17 protein-coding genes are annotated in these 14,883 nt (G+C 62.6%); 7 read left to right on the forward strand and 10 right to left on the reverse strand.

The annotated features are described in order from the left end of the window. Nucleotides 1-74: 74 nt before the first annotated feature. Nucleotides 75-863 carry a helix-turn-helix domain-containing protein gene (locus V3C40_RS09595; RefSeq protein WP_331777275.1) on the forward strand — a complete coding sequence of 263 codons (789 nt, stop codon included), beginning with the start codon at nucleotides 75-77 and terminating at the stop codon, nucleotides 861-863. Nucleotides 864-940: 77 nt separating this feature from the next. Beyond that, nucleotides 941-1,306 carry a VOC family protein gene (locus tag V3C40_RS09600; protein WP_331777276.1) on the forward strand — a complete coding sequence of 122 codons (366 nt, stop codon included), beginning with the start codon at nucleotides 941-943 and terminating at the stop codon, nucleotides 1,304-1,306. Here the strand turns inward: V3C40_RS09600 and V3C40_RS09605 are convergent. Then, entirely contained in the window at nucleotides 1,303-2,199 is an 897-nt protein-coding gene (locus V3C40_RS09605) for a LysR substrate-binding domain-containing protein (protein WP_034745730.1), read from the reverse strand. The genes V3C40_RS09600 and V3C40_RS09605 overlap by 4 nt on opposite strands. A 160-nt stretch (nucleotides 2,200-2,359) precedes the next feature. Here V3C40_RS09605 and V3C40_RS09610 point away from each other — a divergent pair, with 160 nt between their 5' ends. Continuing rightward, the gene (locus tag V3C40_RS09610; protein ID WP_034745726.1) at nucleotides 2,360-3,538 is read left to right on the forward strand and encodes an acyl-CoA dehydrogenase; all 1,179 of its coding nucleotides are present in this window, start codon (nucleotides 2,360-2,362) and stop codon (nucleotides 3,536-3,538) included. Next, nucleotides 3,538-4,785 carry a CaiB/BaiF CoA transferase family protein gene (locus V3C40_RS09615; protein WP_331777277.1) on the forward strand — a complete coding sequence of 416 codons (1,248 nt, stop codon included), beginning with the start codon at nucleotides 3,538-3,540 and terminating at the stop codon, nucleotides 4,783-4,785. The genes V3C40_RS09610 and V3C40_RS09615 overlap by 1 nt, the downstream gene beginning before the upstream one ends. Before the next feature lie 118 nt (nucleotides 4,786-4,903). On the opposite strand, the gene V3C40_RS09620 is transcribed toward V3C40_RS09615, so the two are convergent. The 3 genes from V3C40_RS09620 to V3C40_RS09630 are packed head-to-tail and all read right to left on the reverse strand — an operon-like array spanning nucleotide 4,904 to nucleotide 6,703. Next, a complete protein-coding gene (locus V3C40_RS09620; protein WP_331777278.1) occupies nucleotides 4,904-5,230 on the reverse strand; it encodes a barstar family protein in 327 nt (108 codons plus the stop codon). A gap of 8 nt (nucleotides 5,231-5,238) precedes the next feature. Beyond that, nucleotides 5,239-6,048: a 4-hydroxy-tetrahydrodipicolinate reductase gene (dapB, locus tag V3C40_RS09625; protein WP_034745720.1), complete on the reverse strand. Its 810-nt coding sequence runs from the start codon at nucleotides 6,046-6,048 to the stop codon at nucleotides 5,239-5,241. Nucleotides 6,049-6,067: 19 nt separating this feature from the next. Further along, complete coding sequence (locus tag V3C40_RS09630) at nucleotides 6,068-6,703, reverse strand: outer membrane protein assembly factor BamE (protein WP_331777349.1); 636 nt, start codon at nucleotides 6,701-6,703, stop codon at nucleotides 6,068-6,070. Nucleotides 6,704-6,898: 195 nt separating this feature from the next. Between V3C40_RS09630 and fur the strand changes: the two genes are divergently transcribed. After that, nucleotides 6,899-7,330 (forward strand): ferric iron uptake transcriptional regulator, encoded by a 432-nt coding sequence (gene fur, locus V3C40_RS09635; RefSeq protein WP_034745717.1) that lies wholly within the window; start codon nucleotides 6,899-6,901, stop codon nucleotides 7,328-7,330. Between the two features lie 48 nt (nucleotides 7,331-7,378). Here the strand turns inward: fur and hrcA are convergent, their stop codons facing one another. Both hrcA and V3C40_RS09645 read right to left on the reverse strand, forming a co-directional pair. Beyond that, nucleotides 7,379-8,395, reverse strand: coding sequence for a heat-inducible transcriptional repressor HrcA (gene hrcA / locus V3C40_RS09640; protein WP_331777279.1), 1,017 nt, complete (start codon nucleotides 8,393-8,395; stop codon nucleotides 7,379-7,381). Nucleotides 8,396-8,497: 102 nt separating this feature from the next. Next, nucleotides 8,498-9,223 carry an HAD family hydrolase gene (locus V3C40_RS09645; RefSeq protein WP_331777280.1) on the reverse strand — a complete coding sequence of 242 codons (726 nt, stop codon included), beginning with the start codon at nucleotides 9,221-9,223 and terminating at the stop codon, nucleotides 8,498-8,500. A gap of 244 nt (nucleotides 9,224-9,467) precedes the next feature. Between V3C40_RS09645 and V3C40_RS09650 the strand changes: the two genes are divergently transcribed. Together V3C40_RS09650 and V3C40_RS09655 are read left to right on the forward strand one after the other, a co-directional pair. Further along, on the forward strand, nucleotides 9,468-10,067 hold the full coding sequence (locus V3C40_RS09650) for a hypothetical protein (RefSeq protein WP_034745710.1): 600 nt from the start codon (nucleotides 9,468-9,470) through the stop codon (nucleotides 10,065-10,067). 36 nt (nucleotides 10,068-10,103) lie between these two features. Next, complete coding sequence (locus tag V3C40_RS09655) at nucleotides 10,104-10,685, forward strand: hypothetical protein (RefSeq protein ID WP_319990506.1); 582 nt, start codon at nucleotides 10,104-10,106, stop codon at nucleotides 10,683-10,685. 187 nt (nucleotides 10,686-10,872) lie between these two features. Here V3C40_RS09655 and mmsB read toward each other — a convergent pair whose 3' ends face one another. Genes mmsB through V3C40_RS09675 form a run of 4 tightly spaced genes read right to left on the reverse strand, consistent with a single transcriptional unit; the run spans nucleotide 10,873 to nucleotide 14,877 of the window. Continuing rightward, a complete protein-coding gene (gene mmsB, locus V3C40_RS09660) occupies nucleotides 10,873-11,775 on the reverse strand; it encodes a 3-hydroxyisobutyrate dehydrogenase (RefSeq protein ID WP_034745702.1) in 903 nt (300 codons plus the stop codon). A gap of 24 nt (nucleotides 11,776-11,799) precedes the next feature. Further along, nucleotides 11,800-12,942, reverse strand: a complete 1,143-nt coding sequence (locus tag V3C40_RS09665) for an enoyl-CoA hydratase/isomerase family protein (RefSeq protein ID WP_331777281.1) — start codon at nucleotides 12,940-12,942, stop codon at nucleotides 11,800-11,802. Beyond that, a complete protein-coding gene (locus V3C40_RS09670; RefSeq protein WP_034745699.1) occupies nucleotides 12,935-13,720 on the reverse strand; it encodes an enoyl-CoA hydratase in 786 nt (261 codons plus the stop codon). The genes V3C40_RS09665 and V3C40_RS09670 overlap by 8 nt, the downstream gene beginning before the upstream one ends. Next, a complete protein-coding gene (locus V3C40_RS09675; protein WP_034745696.1) occupies nucleotides 13,717-14,877 on the reverse strand; it encodes an acyl-CoA dehydrogenase family protein in 1,161 nt (386 codons plus the stop codon). Before V3C40_RS09675 ends, V3C40_RS09670 begins: the two co-directional genes overlap by 4 nt. Between the last annotated feature and the right edge of the window lie 6 nt (nucleotides 14,878-14,883).

Consider the following 14,883-nt stretch of genomic DNA (forward strand, 5'->3'; position numbering starts at 1 on the left):
GCGCGGCGCGCTGGCGGCCCGGGCGCGCATATTTTGGCCGGCGCACAATTATGCTGTGTAAGATATACGCAATCTTGTTCTTTGCATCAAAGCCGGCCATGATCGTCTACCAGGAATATCCGCCCATCCCCGCCCTGCGGCCCTGGCTGGAGTGCGTCTGGACGTGCCGCGTGCAGACGGGCGCCACGCCCTTCACGCACCAGGTCTTGCCCGACAATTGCATCGACATCCTGTGCCAGGACCAGCAGGACGCCAGCTTTGCCGTCGGCATGATGACGGCGCCGATTGCCGTCGTCAGCCAGGGCCTCGTGCAGACGGTGGCGGCCCGCTTCAAACCGGGCGCGGCGGCGCGCTTCTTCCAGCTGCCTTTGTGTGAACTCAACGATGGCCGCACGGGATTGCAGCAGCTGTGGGGCCGCGAGCTGGCGGCGCGCCTCGGTGACGCGCTATGGAGCGAGCCTTTGAGCAACGTGCAACGAGTTTCCATTTTGCAAGAATATTTGCTGCTGCGCTTGCGCACCGCGCCGCCACGGCGCCAGGCTGGCGCGGCCGACCACGCGATCGCGGCCATCGAGGCGGCATCGGGGCAAGTGCGCGTGGATGGCCTGGCGAGGCAGCTGGGCGTGTCGCGCCAGCACCTGGCGCTGCAATTTCGCCAGCAAGTGGGCATCAGCCCGAAGCTGTTTGCCCGCATCTGCCGTTTTCGCGCGGCCAGCCAGGGCATGCGAAGCCTGGCCGGACAACAGGACTGGGCGCAAGTGGCCTTGCAATATGGCTATTTCGACCAGTCGCACCTGATCCACGACTTCCAGGATTTCGCCCACAGTTCGCCAGAAGCGTGGCTGGCGGGCCGGCGCACTTGAATACCTTCCATTTTTACAATCACACGCCGCGCGCCGGTGGCATGATGACCGTATTCTTCATTCATCAGGAGTAGCACATGATCAAAGGTTTACGCACCGTCACCTATCCCGTCCCCGACCTGGACAAGGCCAAGGCCTGGTACAGCCAGGTATTCGGCACGGCGCCGTATTTCGACCAGCCCTTCTATGTCGGCTTCAATATCGGCGGCTTCGAGCTGGGCTTGCTGCCGGACGGCCAGCCGGGCACGCAGGGCAGCGTGACGTACTGGGGCGTGGACGGCATCGAGGCAGAGGTCGAGCGCATCGTGGCGCTGGGCGGCAGCCTGCACCATCCGATCACGGACGTGGGCGACGGCATCCGCACGGTGGAATTGCTCGACCCGTTCGGCAACCAGATCGGCCTGATCGACAATCCCCATTTCGATACCGCCAAGGTCGCCTAAGCCGCCTCGTCCTGCAACCATCGCCGGAACTGCTGCAAGGCCAGTTTTTCATGCGCCGCCTCGGGCGTGATCAGGTAATACGCGCGCTGGCCGCGCAGTGGGCGCTCGCATGCGATGCGCAGCTCGCCGCGCGCCAGTTCCGCTTCGACCAGCATGCGTGGCAGCAAGACCACGCCCTGCCCCTGCACGGCCGCCATGGCCAGCATGGAAAACAGTTCATAGCGGGCGCCGTAGCGCGCCAGTTCCCCATCGACCTGCATGGCGTCGAACCACTGGCGCCAGGCGCCCGGGCGCGTACTTTGCTGCAACAAGGTCAATTCCAATAAATCCTGCGGCTGCCAGGCGCTGCGCGCCGCCAGCAGGCGTGGGCTGGCGACGGGCACGATTTCTTCATGCATGAGCAAGGTGGCGCGCGTGCCGGGCCAGCGCGCCAGCTGCTCGGGCGTTCCCGCGTACAGCGCGCCGTCGTATTCCGTATCGGCAAACATGAACGGTTTCGTATAGGCATCGATGTGCACGACGATATCCGGGTGCAAGCCTGCCAGTGAAGCCAGCCGCGGCATCAGCCAGCGCGTGGCAAACGTGGGGACCGAAGCCAGCTGCAAGGCGCCACCACCACCCTGGCGCGCCATGGTGTCGAGCGTGTCGCGCTCGAGGCCATCGAGACGCGCCGCGATCTGCCGCGCATACGCGGCGCCGGCGCTGGTCAGCAACACGCCATGGCGCGTGCGCTGGAACAGTTGCACGCCAAGAAAGCTTTCCAGGGATGAAATCTGGCGCGACACGGCGCTTTGCGTCAGCGACAGTTCGCGCGCCGCATGCGTGTAGCTCTGGTGCCGCGCAGCCGCTTCGAAGCAGTTCAAGGCTTGCAGCATGGGAATTTTGCGTGACATGGGATTATCCGGCCGGTGAAAGGCTCCTAGTATGACGCAAGATATGCGTAGAACGCATGTCTGGGTGCGAAAAAATCGTTTGCGCAAGGCTAGGCAAAAACCTACCATGAGCCATATTCAATCTTGCGCCGATCACCGGCGCTCACCTGCGAGGCCTGTGATGAGCAAAACCGTATTCGACTGGAATTCCCCCCTGCTGCTGGAAGAACAACTGACGGGCGACGAACGCGCCGTGCTGGAAGCCGCCCGTGACTATTGCCAGGGCAGCCTGGTGCCACGCGTACTCGAATCGTTCCGCCATGGCCGCACGGATGCGGCCATCTTCCGCGAAATGGGCGAGCTGGGCTTGCTGGGCACCACCATTCCCGAAGAATACGGCGGCGCCGGCCTGAACTATGTTTGCTACGGCCTGGCCGCACGCGAAGTCGAGCGCGTCGATTCGGGCTACCGTTCGATGATGAGCGTGCAATCGTCCTTGGTGATGGTGCCGATCAACGCCTTCGGCAACGAAGAAACCAAACAGAAATACCTGCCGAAACTGGCGACGGGCGAATACATCGGTTGCTTCGGCCTGACGGAACCGAACCACGGCTCCGACCCTGGCAGCATGGTCACGCGCGCCCGTAAAGTGCCGGGCGGCTACAGCCTGTCGGGCGCAAAGATGTGGATCACCAATAGCCCGATCGCCGACGTGTTCGTCGTCTGGGCCAAGGACGATGAAGGCGCGATCCGCGGCTTCGTGCTGGAAAAAGGCTGGAAAGGCTTGTCGGCGCCGGAAATCCACGGCAAGGTCGGCTTACGCACCAGCATCACCGGTGAAATCGTCATGGATGAAGTATTTTGCCCTGAAGAAAACGCCTTCCCCGACGTGCGCGGCCTGAAAGGCCCGTTCACTTGCCTGAACAGCGCCCGCTACGGTATCGCCTGGGGCGCGCTGGGCGCGGCCGAAGACTGCTACCTGAAGGCACGCCAATACACGATGGACCGCCAGCAATTCGGCCGCCCATTGGCCGCGAACCAGCTGGTGCAAAAGAAACTGGCCGACATGCTGACGGAAATCACCATGGGCTTGCAAGGCTGCTTGCGCCTGGGCCGCATGAAGGATGAAGGCTCGCCCGCCGTGGAAATCACCTCGATCATGAAACGCAACAGCTGCGGCAAGGCGCTCGATATTGCCAGAGTGGCGCGCGACATGATGGGTGGCAACGGCATTTCCGACGAGTTCGGCGTCATCCGCCACCTGGTCAACCTGGAAGTGGTCAACACCTATGAAGGCACGCACGATGTGCACGCGCTGATCATCGGCCGCGCCATCACCGGCATCGCCGCCTTCAACTAATGGACGCCTTGGCTTCCACCTTGCGGCCCGCGCCGCTGACCGGCTTGCGCGTGCTCGACCTGTCGCGCGTGCTGGCCGGCCCGTGGGCCGGGCAAATGCTGGCCGACCTGGGCGCCGACGTCGTCAAGGTTGAACAGCCTGGCCGCGGCGACGACACGCGCTCGTGGGGTCCGCCGTATCTGAAAGACGAGGATGGCCGCGACACGGCCGAAGCCGCCTACTTCCAGTGCGCCAACCGCAACAAGCGCTCCCTGTGCATCGACTTGGCCGCGCCCGAAGGGCAGGCCCTGGTGCGCAAGCTGGCTGCCGAATCGGACGTGCTGCTGGAAAATTTCAAGCTGGATGGATTGAAGCAATATGGCCTCGACGCGGCCAGCTTGCTGGCGCTCAATCCGCGCCTCGTCTACTGCTCCATCACGGGCTTCGGCCAAGATGGGCCGTATGCGGCGCGCGCCGGCTATGACTTCCTGATCCAGGGCATGGGCGGCTTGATGAGCATCACGGGCGTGCCTGATGGCCAGCCGGGCGCCGGGCCGCAAAAAGTGGGCGTGGCGCAGACGGACATCCTGACGGGCCTGTACGCCACCATCGCCGTGCAGGCGGCGCTGGCCGAACGGGAACGCTCGGGCCTGGGCCAGCATATCGACCTGGCCTTGCTCGACGTGCAGGTGGCGGCGCTGGGCAACCAGGCGGCCAATTACCTGTGCGGCGGCAAAGTGCCGCAGCGCATGGGCAATGCGCACCCGAACATCGTGCCTTACCAGGACTTTCCCACGGCCGATGGCGACATGATTCTGGCGATCGGCAACGATGGGCAGTTTTCGCGCTTTTGCGCCGTCGTCGGCCACCCGGAATGGGCGCAGGATGAACGCTTCGCCACCAATCCGCAGCGTGTGGCGCACCGGGCGATATTGATCCCCTTGATGCGCCAGACCACGGTCATGCGCACGACGGCCGAGTGGATCAGCGCGTTCGAGGCGCAAGCCGTGCCCTGCGGTCCCGTCAACCGCATCGACCAGGTCTTTGCCGACCCGCAAGTGGTGGCGCGTGGCTTGAAAGTGGAGATGCCGCACCCGACGGCGGGCACGGTGGCGCTGGTGGCCAATCCCGTGCGCCTGTCTCAGTCTCCAGTGCAATACCGTTTGCCGCCGCCATTGCTGGGGCAGCATACGCAGGAAGTGCTGCAGCAGTGGCTGGGGTTGGACAGTGCGGAGATTGACGGTTTGCGCGAGCGCAAGGTGGTGTAAAGATTGATGGGAAGAACGTAGGTCGGATTAGCGCTTGCGCGTAATCCGACACCGCACCCAGCGCCAACAATGTTGTCGGATTACGGCCCGCAGGGCCTAATCCGACCTACGATTCTATTTACTTGAGTACCAGCTTCAACGCCGGCTTTTCGCCATAATCGTCATAGCGCTCATTGATGCCGGCGATACAGAAGGTGATTTCTTCCAGTAAATCAGACACTTGCGCCTTCATGCTTGCCGCATCCTGCACAACGATTTCCAGCACTTCGTTCGGCTTCAAACGGAATTGCGTCATGTTTTCGTCGTCGCGCAAATAGCTGAGGCAATCGACCCAGGCATCCATGCTGTTGCCGTAGAACTCGGGGAAACCGAAGGCTTGCACGCATTGCGCGTGAAAACTCGCTTCGTCGGTGATGTCTTTTCCATTCAGGATGGCAGTGGCCATGGTGCTCCTCAGTTCTTCAGCGACAGCACATCCTGCATGTCGAACAGGCCGGTCGGTTTGTCGGCCAGGAAACGCGCGGCGCGCAGTGCGCCGTGGGCGTAGGTGACCCGGCTGCTCGACTTGTGGCTGATCTCGATGCGCTCGCCGATGCCGGCAAACAGCACCGTATGGTCGCCGACGATATCGCCGCCGCGGATGGTGGCAAAGCCGATGGTTGACGGGTCGCGTTCGCCCGTCACGCCTTCGCGGCCGTACACGGCGCATTCCTTCAAGTCGCGGCCCAGGGCGCCGGCCACCACTTCACCCATTTGCAGGGCCGTGCCCGACGGCGCATCGACCTTGAAGCGGTGATGCGCTTCGATGATCTCGATATCGTAGCCTTCGGACAGGCTTTTCGCGGCCAGTTCCAGCAGCTTCATGGTGACGTTCACGCCCACGCTCATGTTCGGCGCGAACATGATGGCCGTCTTTTCGGCGGCGGCGGCAATGGCGGCCTTGCCAGCGTCATCGAAACCGGTGGTGCCGATGATCATCTTGACGCCGTGCTCGGCGCAATACGCCAGGTGCTGCAAAGTGCCTTCAGGACGCGTGAAGTCGATCAGGTAATCGGCGCCGGCCAGGCCGGTGGCCAGGTCGGACTCGATCAGCACGCCGGCAGGCTTGCCGAGGAAAGCGGCGGCATCCTGGCCGACAGACGGCGAACCGGCGCGGTCGAGTGCGCCAGCGAGCACGGCGTCGGGCGCGTTGCTGACCGCTTCGATCAAGATATGGCCCATGCGGCCGCTGGCGCCAGCGATGGCAATTTTCAGTTCAGTCATTTTATTCTCTTACAACAGCTTATTTGGTGGGTTCGGCAGCAGGTGCAGGCTCGGCGGCAGGTGCCGTTGCGGGTGCAGGTGCAACTTCAGGCTTGCTCACAGGAATGGCAGGGGCGGCATCGGCTGGCACCGGCACGGCGCTTGGCGCCACGGGCGATGGCACAGCGGCGGCAGGCACGTCGGCCTTGGCGACCTTGGCGAACGGCGACGGACCGGCGATACGGTCGATGTATTCTTTCTCCGTCGGCAAGTTGCCGCCTTCGAAACGTTCCACTTTACCATCCTTGCCGAAGTACACGACCACGCGGCTGCTGGTGGTTTCGCCACTGCCCCGGGCCAGGCGGAATGGGTAATCCCAGCGGTCGGCATGGAAGATATCGGTCAGCAGCGAGGTGCCGAGGACGAAGCGCACCTGGTCGCGCGTCATGCCCACTTTCAACTGGGCCAGCATCTCTTCGGAGACAAAGTTGCCTTGTTGAATGTCAGGACGGTAGGGCGAGAAAAACCACATGAATTTTTGCAGCGGCGTAATGGTGGTCGTTTGTGCGCCCTGTTCGGGGACCAGTTCCTTGCCTTCTTTTTGAGCAGCTGCCGGCTTTTCGCCAAGGATGCCACGGCTGGCGCAGCCGGACATGGCCAGCGCGACACAGACCATGCCTGCCACGACTGGTGCTCGGAATGAAATACGGTGCCAGAGAGATGGCAATACAGCCGGTGTTACGCGCATAAATGACCTCAATTTGATGAACAAAACGCCAGGAGTGGCCGGCCTGCCAAAAAATGCATATTTTGGCACTCCCCGCTAAAACGCTATATGATAAAGCACCTGACCCACATACGAGCAACAAACATGAGTAACAATCCTAGTGATCTCAAGGCAAGCGGCCTGAAAGCCACCCTGCCACGGCTGAAGATACTCGATATCTTCCAGAGTAGCCCGGTACGCCACCTGACGGCGGAAGACGTCTACAAGATTCTGCTGGCCGATAATATGGATGTCGGCCTGGCAACTGTCTACCGCGTCCTGACCCAATTCGAACAGGCAGGCTTGCTCAACCGCAACCATTTTGAAACCGGCAAGGCGATTTTCGAACTCAACGAAGGCTCCCACCACGACCACCTGGTGTGCCTCGACTGTGGCCGGGTCGAAGAATTCTTCGACGAAGAAATCGAAATCCGCCAGCAAAAAGTGGCCGAAGAGCGCGGCTTCAAGATCGCCGAACACGCGCTGGCCATCTACGGCAACTGTACCAAGACGGCTTGCCCGCACAAAACCGCCTGATCCGTGCTTGCCGCTCCCATGGAGCGGCTGGCGCATCAGGCAGTACGATCAATGATGGCTGAGCGCGCTTGACAGTAATTTAGCCGTGATATCGACAATCGGAATGACGCGCTCGTAAGCCATGCGCGTCGGTCCGATCACTCCCAACGTTCCCACGATCTTGCCGTTGACTTCATACGGCGCCGTCACCACGCTCATTTCATCCATCGGCACCAGGTTCGATTCGCCGCCGATGAAAATCTGCACGCCCGTCGCCTTGCTCGACACGTCGAGCAGCTGCATCAAGCCCGTTTTTTGCTCGAACATGTCGAACATCTGGCGCAGCGAATGCATATTCGATGACAGATCGCTCACGCTGAGCAAGTTGCGCTCGCCGGAAATCACCATGTCGTCGCTATGGTCGGCCATCGCCTCGCTGCCCGCTTCCACGGCCGCCTGCATCAGGCTGCCCATGTCGTCGCGCAACTGGCGCAGCTCGCCCTGCAGGCGCACGCGCACGGCTTCGAATGACAGGCCGCCATAATTCTGGTTGATGTAATTGGCCGATTGCACCAGTTGCGCCGGCGTATAGTCGGCCTCCGTCAGCAATAAACGGTTCTGCACGTCGCCGCCGGGCGCGACGATGACGAGCAGGATGCGTTTTTCGGACAGGCGCAGGAATTCGATTTGCTGGAACACGGATTCGCGGCGCGGGCTGAGCACGACGCCGGCAAACTGCGACAGCGACGACAGCATCTGCGCCGCGTTGGCGATGGTTTTTTGCGGCTGCGGCGTCTGCAGGCGCATGCGCGACTCCACCAGATGCTCATCCAGATGCCGGACAGTCAGCAAGGTGTCGACAAAGATGCGGTAGCCACGCGGCGTGGGGATGCGTCCGGCCGAGGTATGCGGACTGGACACATAACCGAGCTCTTCCAGATCGGCCATGATGTTGCGGATCGTGGCTGGCGACAGGTCGAGGCCGGAAATTTTCGACAAGGCGCGCGAACCGACCGGCAGGCCGTCGGCGATATATCGCTCGACCAGGGCTTTCAGCAGTGTTTGGGCACGTGTATCGAGTTGCATGGTTTTTTATTTAAGCAAGTATTTTGTTAAGCAAGCGGCAACGAAAGCGGCCGAACGTGCATCAACAGCGCCTATTATGCACGTTCGTCCGCCCGGCGGCGATCAATCTTCCAGTTGCCCCTGCAGCCACAGCAGCAATTCATCAAAGTTGGCGCAGATGGCGTCGGGCTGCACGCCGGCGGCCAGGTGGGCGTCGCTGCCCTTGCGGTTCATCCACACGGCACGCATGCCCGCCCCTTGCGCCCCCGTCACATCGAAATACAGATCGTCGCCGACATACACGGCTTCATGGGGCGCCACGCCCAGCGCGGCGCAACCGGCCAGGAAGATGCTGGCGTCGGGCTTGGCCACACCGAAATCGCTGGCGGCGATCGATACCTTGAAATGCTGCGCCAGGCCGATAATTTCAAGGTCCGCATTGCCATTCGAAATGGAGCCGACCAGCATGCGCTGGCCCATCCAGGCCAGGCCAGGCAACACATCGTCATACGGCTGGACGCGATGGCGCGCCGCCAGGAACTGCGCGATGGCGCCATCGACCAGGGCCGGATCCTCGCCGGCGGCCTCGAAGGCGGTCAGCAAGCCCGCGCGGCGCAGCTCGATCAGGTTGCCATGAAAATGCGGTTGTTCATTGAGCATGGCTAGCCGGTGCTGGCGCAGCACCTCGATGGAAAACTGCTGCGCCACCTTGGGCGCATGCGTGGCCAGCCAGTCGTGCAGCAGGGTTTCGGCGGCGGCAATCACGGGCGCGATGGGCCACAGAGTATCGTCGAGGTCGAACAGGATGGCCTTGGGCGGCACGGGAGGTTTTACAGGAGCAAGGGACATGGGATTCACGGTGGATGCCGCGCCACAGTGCGCAGCCTGCATCTATTGTCGCACCGATCGCCGCCACCGGCATGGCTGCGCCCCCGTGAAATGGGGCCGGGCCAGCGCTTCCCGGCGAAAAATTGTTACAGGGTGATACAAGGCAAGATCATTCAGCTTGCCAGATAGACTAAAATAGGCGCCATTCCAATGCGGCGCCAGCGTCCGCGTTGCGCTACCCAACCTAATTCGTTTTGGAGAATGTATGAAAAATTTGTACCTGCGCTCGATGCTGGCGGCGGCTTGCGCCGTCACATTGGCAGCCTGCGGCGGCAGCGGCGGCAACCTGTATCTGAGTGGCCAAGTGTCCAATCTGGCAAAAGACGGCCTGATTCTCCTCAATGATGGCGAACGCTTGCCGGTCTCCGCAGGCCAGACCTCGTTTGTTTTCACCAAGCTGGTCAACACCGATGACCGCTACGACATCAGCATCGCACAACAGCCCAAAGGCGCCGTGTGCACGATTACCAATGGCGCAGGCAAGGCATCGAGCTATACCGTGACCACTGCCCTGGTGACTTGCACGACCAATACCTACCCGCTGAGCGGCACGATCACGGGCCTGACCGCCGACGGTTTGACCTTGGCCATTGGCAACGCCAGCACCAGCCCGCTGAAAGGCAGCACCAGCTATACGTTCCCGGCTGTCAATGACGGCATCGCCTACAATATTTCCATAGCGACGTATCCAGCGGGCCAGACGTGCAGTTTCGTGGGCTCTGCCAGCGCCAACGGCCGCGATGTTGTCGGCACCATGGGCTCAGCCGCCACGACCGGCGCCACACTGAACTGCACGGCGCAGTAAGCCACGCGATTCGTCACCACTATATTGGAGAAATACATGAAGTTATCCTGCCTGCGCCCACTCGCCGCGCTGCTGTTGACCCTGGGACTGGCTGCTTGCGGCGGCAAGGCCTCGTATGATGTCAGTGGCACCATCAGCAACTTGAACACCGACGGCCTCGTCCTGGCCAACGGCGGCGTCCCGCTCCCGGTCAAAGCCGGCCAGACCTCGTTTACCTTTGCCAAGCGCATCGACTATGGCACCGACTACAACATCACCGTGCAGACCCAGCCAGCCCACATGACTTGCGCCATCAGTGGCGGGACCGGTTCGGCCGGTCATTACCTGAGCATCCAGGCAGCGGTCGTGTGCACGCAAAATAGCTACACGGTTGGCGGCACGGTGACTGGCCTGACAGCCGACGGCCTGGTCTTGATCAACGGCAATGCGCAAACCACGGTGGCCAAGGGCAGCACGACCTTCACCCTGGCATCGCGTGTTGCCGATGGCGACAAGTATGGCATCAGCGTATTTACCCAGCCAACCGGCTTGAAATGCAGCGTGGCGCCCAACACTGGCGTCGGCGTGATGGGCGAAGCGAACGTGACCACCGTGCAGATCGCCTGCAATCCGGGCTAACGCTGTGGCGCTGGCAGCCGCGACGCGGCTGCCAGGAAGAGATATCACTGAAGAATATAGTTGATATTCGAAAGATAAATTGGAGTTATATGTGGCGATGCAGCATAATGCATCCGTCTCCTCCAACTCTTCCAAGAATTGGATTTAGCCCGCTTTTACCAGCGGGCTTTTTTTTGCCCAAAATTCCTCAAGCGGGTTTATTCAAGTCCGGCTGCAGCATCTGCACGATGCTGGAGAAATCCTGCTGCGCATAACCGGCTTGCGCATGCATCTGGTACAACTGGCGCACCAGCCCGCCCAACGGCGTGGGCGCGTTTGCCGACAGGGCCGACTGCTGCGCCAGGCCCAGGTCTTTCAGCATCAGCGCCGTGCCGAAGCCACCCGTGTAATTGCGCGACGCGGGCGTGCCATCCATGACGCCGGGCCACGGGTTGTACACTTCCAGGGTCCAGTTGCGCCCCGAGCTCTTGGCCATGATGTCGGACAACACTTTCGGATCGAGGCCATGCGCCACGCCCAGGTTCAGCGCCTCGGCCGTACCGGCCATCAAGATCCCCAGCAGCATGTTGTTGCAAATCTTCGCTACCTGACCCGCACCCGCCTCGCCCGCATGGAAGATGTTCTTGCCCATCTTTTCCAGCAATGGACGCGCCTGCTGCAAGGCCGCTTCGCTGCCACCCACGATGAAGGTCAGGGTGCCGGCCGCCGCGCCCGCCGTGCCGCCCGAGACGGGCGCATCGATCATGGCAAAGCCGCGCTCGCTGGCCGCCTGCGCCACTTGCCGTGCCACGTCGGCCGCGATGGTGCTGCAATCGATGAACAGGGCACCGGGCTTGGCGGAATCGAGCACACCGCCAGCCGCCAGGTACAGCTCCTGCACGTGCTTGTTGGCTGGCAGCATGGTGATGACGGCGTCGGCCGTCTGTACGGCCGCGCTGGCCGATGCAGCCGCCGTGGCGCCCGCTTCAACGAGCGATGCGACGGCTGCTGGCGCCAGGTCGAAGACGGACACGTGGAAGCCGGCGGCCACCAGGTTGCGGGCCATCGGCGCGCCCATGTTGCCCAGGCCGATGAAAGCGATATGTTGCATTTTTTAAAGTCTCCTGTTGTTCTTTTAATGCAGGTCGCGCAAAGGATGGCTATCCCATGGCGCCGCGAAATATTCATTCAGATACGCATCGCCGACGTCGGCCAGGCTGGCCGGCTGCCACTGCGGCGCGTTGTCCTTGTCGATCAGCAAAGCACGCACGCCTTCGCTGAAGTCCGCATGGGCGCAGCATTGCACGGCCACGATCAATTCCAGCTGGAACGCTTGCGCCAAACTCATGTGACGTGTGCGGTCGCGCATGGCCCAGACCAAAGCGGCGGAACTGGGCGCGCCCTTGGCCAGCGAATGGGCCGCCTTTTGCAGCCAGGCCGAATCGCCGTCGTACGCGGCAATGGCGGCCACCACTTCGGGCAAAGTGGGCGCTTGCGTCAGTGCCGCGATGGCGTCGAAGTTGGCGCGCACTTCGGAGACGGGCAGCATGGAGGCAGGCGCCGAGAAACCGCGCAGCAAGCGGCCCAGCTGCTCGCCGTTCGCCTGCGGGCTGGCTTGCCATTGCGCCAGCGCCAGCGAGTCGAGCACCATGGCGCGCTCTTCCTGGCGCAGGAAATAGTCGCCGAGCCCTGTGAACAGGGCGTCGGCCGCGTTCATCGGCGCGCCCGTCAAGCCCAGGAACAGGCCGCTGCGGCCCGGCATGCGGCCCAGGAACCAGCTGCCGCCCACGTCCGGGAACAGGCCGATCGTGATTTCCGGCATGGCGATGCGCGTGCTTTCCGTTACGACACGGTGACTGGCGCCCGCCATCAGACCCAGGCCGCCACCCATGACGATGCCGCCGCCCCACACGAGCAGCGGCTTCACGTACGTATGGATGCGGTGGTCGAGCCGGTATTCCTCGGCAAAGAAGGCCAGCGCCTGCGGGTTCGGCACGACGCCCGGTTGCTCGGCAACTGCCGAACGCAGGCTGCGCACGTCGCCACCCGCGCAAAAGGCCTTGTCGGTCGACGAGTGCAGCACCACGCAGGCGATGGCGTCGTCACTGGCCCAGCGCACGAGGGCGCCATCGATGGCGCGTATCATGTCCAGGGTCAGCGCATGCAGGGATTTGGGCGCATCGAGGGTGATGACGCCCAGCTTCATGCCGCCGGGACAATCGCGCTCCTCGATCTTCACCGTATCAATCAGGGTGCTTTCAGCCAAGATTTCAGCCATTGCGCCACTCCGCCGGACGTTTTTCCAGGAACGCTTGCACACCCTCTTTCTGGTCTTGCGTATCGAACAGGCCCAGGAACAGGGTGCGTTCATCGGGCAGGGAATTGACGAGCGGATGGCTGCGCGCGCCCTGGATCAGGGTCTTGCACGCCGTCACGCTGCTGGGGCTCTGGCGCGCCACCTTGGCGGCCAGGGCCAGCGCCGTGGCGGCAGCCTTGCCGGTTGGCACGACTTCTTCGACGAGGCCGATGGCCAGGGCCTTGGCCGCATCGACCCGCTCGCCGCATAAAATCATGCGCTTGGCCCAGCCTTCGCCCACCAGCCATGGCAAATGCTGCGTGCCGCCCGCGCACGGCAGCAGGCCGACCGATGCTTCCGGCAAGGCCATCTGCGCGTGTTCTTCCGCGATACGGATGTCGCAGGCCAGCGCGCATTCGAGCCCGCCGCCCATGGCATAGCCATTGATGGCGGCGATGCTGACGCCGCGAAACGCGGACAATGCCTCGAACGCCTCGCCAAACGCGGCGGCCATGGCAAACGCCGTGTCCTTGTTACCATCGGCAAACACGTTCAAGTCGGCGCCGGCCGAGAAGAACTTGGCGCCGCCCCCCGTAATCACGAGCGCATACACGTCCGGGTCGGCATTCAGGTCGGCCACCAGCTGCGTCAGCCCGTTCAGGCTGGCCAGGGTCCACGTGTGGGCCGGAGGATTATCGAGGGTCACCAGGGCCGTGTGGCCACGGCGTTCCAGCAGTAAATTTGTATACACTTTGCTCATCGTAAGGTCTCCGTGGCGCCGTCTTTCAAAATCGCTCGCGCGACGATCAGGCGCATGATTTCATTCGTCCCTTCCAGGATCTGGTGCACCCGCGTGTCGCGCACATGGCGCTCGAGCGGATACTCGCGGATGTAGCCATAGCCGCCATGCAATTGCAGCGCATCGTTGGCCACATTGAAACCCACGTCCGTGGCGAATCGTTTGGCCATGGCACAATACGCCGTGGCGTCCGGGCTTTCCTGGTCCAGTTTCCAGGCCGCCAGGCGCACCATCTGGCGCGCCGCCACCAGTTCCGTCAGCATGTCGGCCAGCTTGAATTGCAGGGCCTGGAACTGCGCCAGCTCGCGGCCAAACTGCGTGCGCTCCTTCATGTACGCTTGCGCGCGCGTGAGGGCCGCCTGCGCCGTGCCCACCGAGCACACGGCGATATTGATGCGCCCGCCATCGATGCCCTTCATGGCAATGGTAAAGCCTTCGCCTTCCGCGCCCAGCAAGTTACCTACAGGAACTCTTACCTGGTCGAAGCTGATGATGCGCGTGGGCTGGCTGTTCCAGCCCATCTTTTCTTCCTTCTTGCCATACACGATGCCGGGCAAATTGGCCGGCACGGCAAACGCGGAGATGCCGGCCGCGCCCTCGCCGCCCGTGCGTGCCATAACGATCAGCATGTCCGTCTGGCCCGCGCCCGAAATGAAGGCCTTGGTTCCATCCAGCACATAGAAATCGCCATCCTTCACGGCTTTCGTGCGCAAGGACGCCGCGTCGGAGCCCGATTGCGGTTCCGTCAGGCAATAGCTGGCCAGCTTCTGGCCGGCAGCCAGGGCCGGCACCCATTCGTCGCACAGGGCTTCCTGGCCCCAGCGCGACAGCATCCACGTGGCCATGTTGTGGATCGTGATGTAAGCCGTGGTCGAAGTGCAGCCCCCGGCCAGCTCCTCGAAGACGATGGCCGCATCCTGGCGGCTCAAGCCCAGGCCGCCCCAGCGCTGCGGCGTGTACAAGCCGCAAAAGCCCATCTCGCCCGCCTTGGCGATAGTTTCCACGGGAAAGATCGATTCCGCGTCCCAATGGGCCGCATGCGGCGCCAGTTCCCCTTCGGCAAACGCGCGCGCCGCCTGCTGGAACTCGCGCTGCTCGTCGCTCAGTTCAAAGTCCATGCCAGC

This window comes from Janthinobacterium sp. LS2A, assembly GCF_036543145.1.
GTDB classification, from domain to species: Bacteria; Pseudomonadota; Gammaproteobacteria; order Burkholderiales; family Burkholderiaceae_D; genus Janthinobacterium; species Janthinobacterium aestuarii.

Bases quoted from the DNA above. Each gene is read 5' to 3' on its own strand.
- V3C40_RS09645 (WP_331777280.1), bottom strand. From the start codon at position 9,223: ATGTCCCTTGCTCCTGTAAAACCTCCCGTGCCGCCCAAGGCCATCCTG.
- V3C40_RS09600 (WP_331777276.1), top strand. From the start codon at position 941: ATGATCAAAGGTTTACGCACCGTCACCTATCCCGTCCCCGACCTGGAC.
- mmsB (WP_034745702.1), bottom strand. From the start codon at position 11,775: ATGCAACATATCGCTTTCATCGGCCTGGGCAACATGGGCGCGCCGATG.
- V3C40_RS09605 (WP_034745730.1), bottom strand. From the start codon at position 2,199: ATGTCACGCAAAATTCCCATGCTGCAAGCCTTGAACTGCTTCGAAGCG.
- V3C40_RS09665 (WP_331777281.1), bottom strand. From the start codon at position 12,942: ATGGCTGAAATCTTGGCTGAAAGCACCCTGATTGATACGGTGAAGATC.
- hrcA (WP_331777279.1), bottom strand. From the start codon at position 8,395: ATGCAACTCGATACACGTGCCCAAACACTGCTGAAAGCCCTGGTCGAG.
- V3C40_RS09650 (WP_034745710.1), top strand. From the start codon at position 9,468: ATGAAAAATTTGTACCTGCGCTCGATGCTGGCGGCGGCTTGCGCCGTC.
- fur (WP_034745717.1), top strand. From the start codon at position 6,899: ATGAGTAACAATCCTAGTGATCTCAAGGCAAGCGGCCTGAAAGCCACC.
- V3C40_RS09670 (WP_034745699.1), bottom strand. From the start codon at position 13,720: ATGAGCAAAGTGTATACAAATTTACTGCTGGAACGCCGTGGCCACACG.
- V3C40_RS09610 (WP_034745726.1), top strand. From the start codon at position 2,360: ATGAGCAAAACCGTATTCGACTGGAATTCCCCCCTGCTGCTGGAAGAA.
- V3C40_RS09675 (WP_034745696.1), bottom strand. From the start codon at position 14,877: ATGGACTTTGAACTGAGCGACGAGCAGCGCGAGTTCCAGCAGGCGGCG.
- V3C40_RS09615 (WP_331777277.1), top strand. From the start codon at position 3,538: ATGGACGCCTTGGCTTCCACCTTGCGGCCCGCGCCGCTGACCGGCTTG.
- V3C40_RS09655 (WP_319990506.1), top strand. From the start codon at position 10,104: ATGAAGTTATCCTGCCTGCGCCCACTCGCCGCGCTGCTGTTGACCCTG.
- V3C40_RS09620 (WP_331777278.1), bottom strand. From the start codon at position 5,230: ATGGCCACTGCCATCCTGAATGGAAAAGACATCACCGACGAAGCGAGT.
- dapB (WP_034745720.1), bottom strand. From the start codon at position 6,048: ATGACTGAACTGAAAATTGCCATCGCTGGCGCCAGCGGCCGCATGGGC.
- V3C40_RS09630 (WP_331777349.1), bottom strand. From the start codon at position 6,703: ATGGTCTGTGTCGCGCTGGCCATGTCCGGCTGCGCCAGCCGTGGCATC.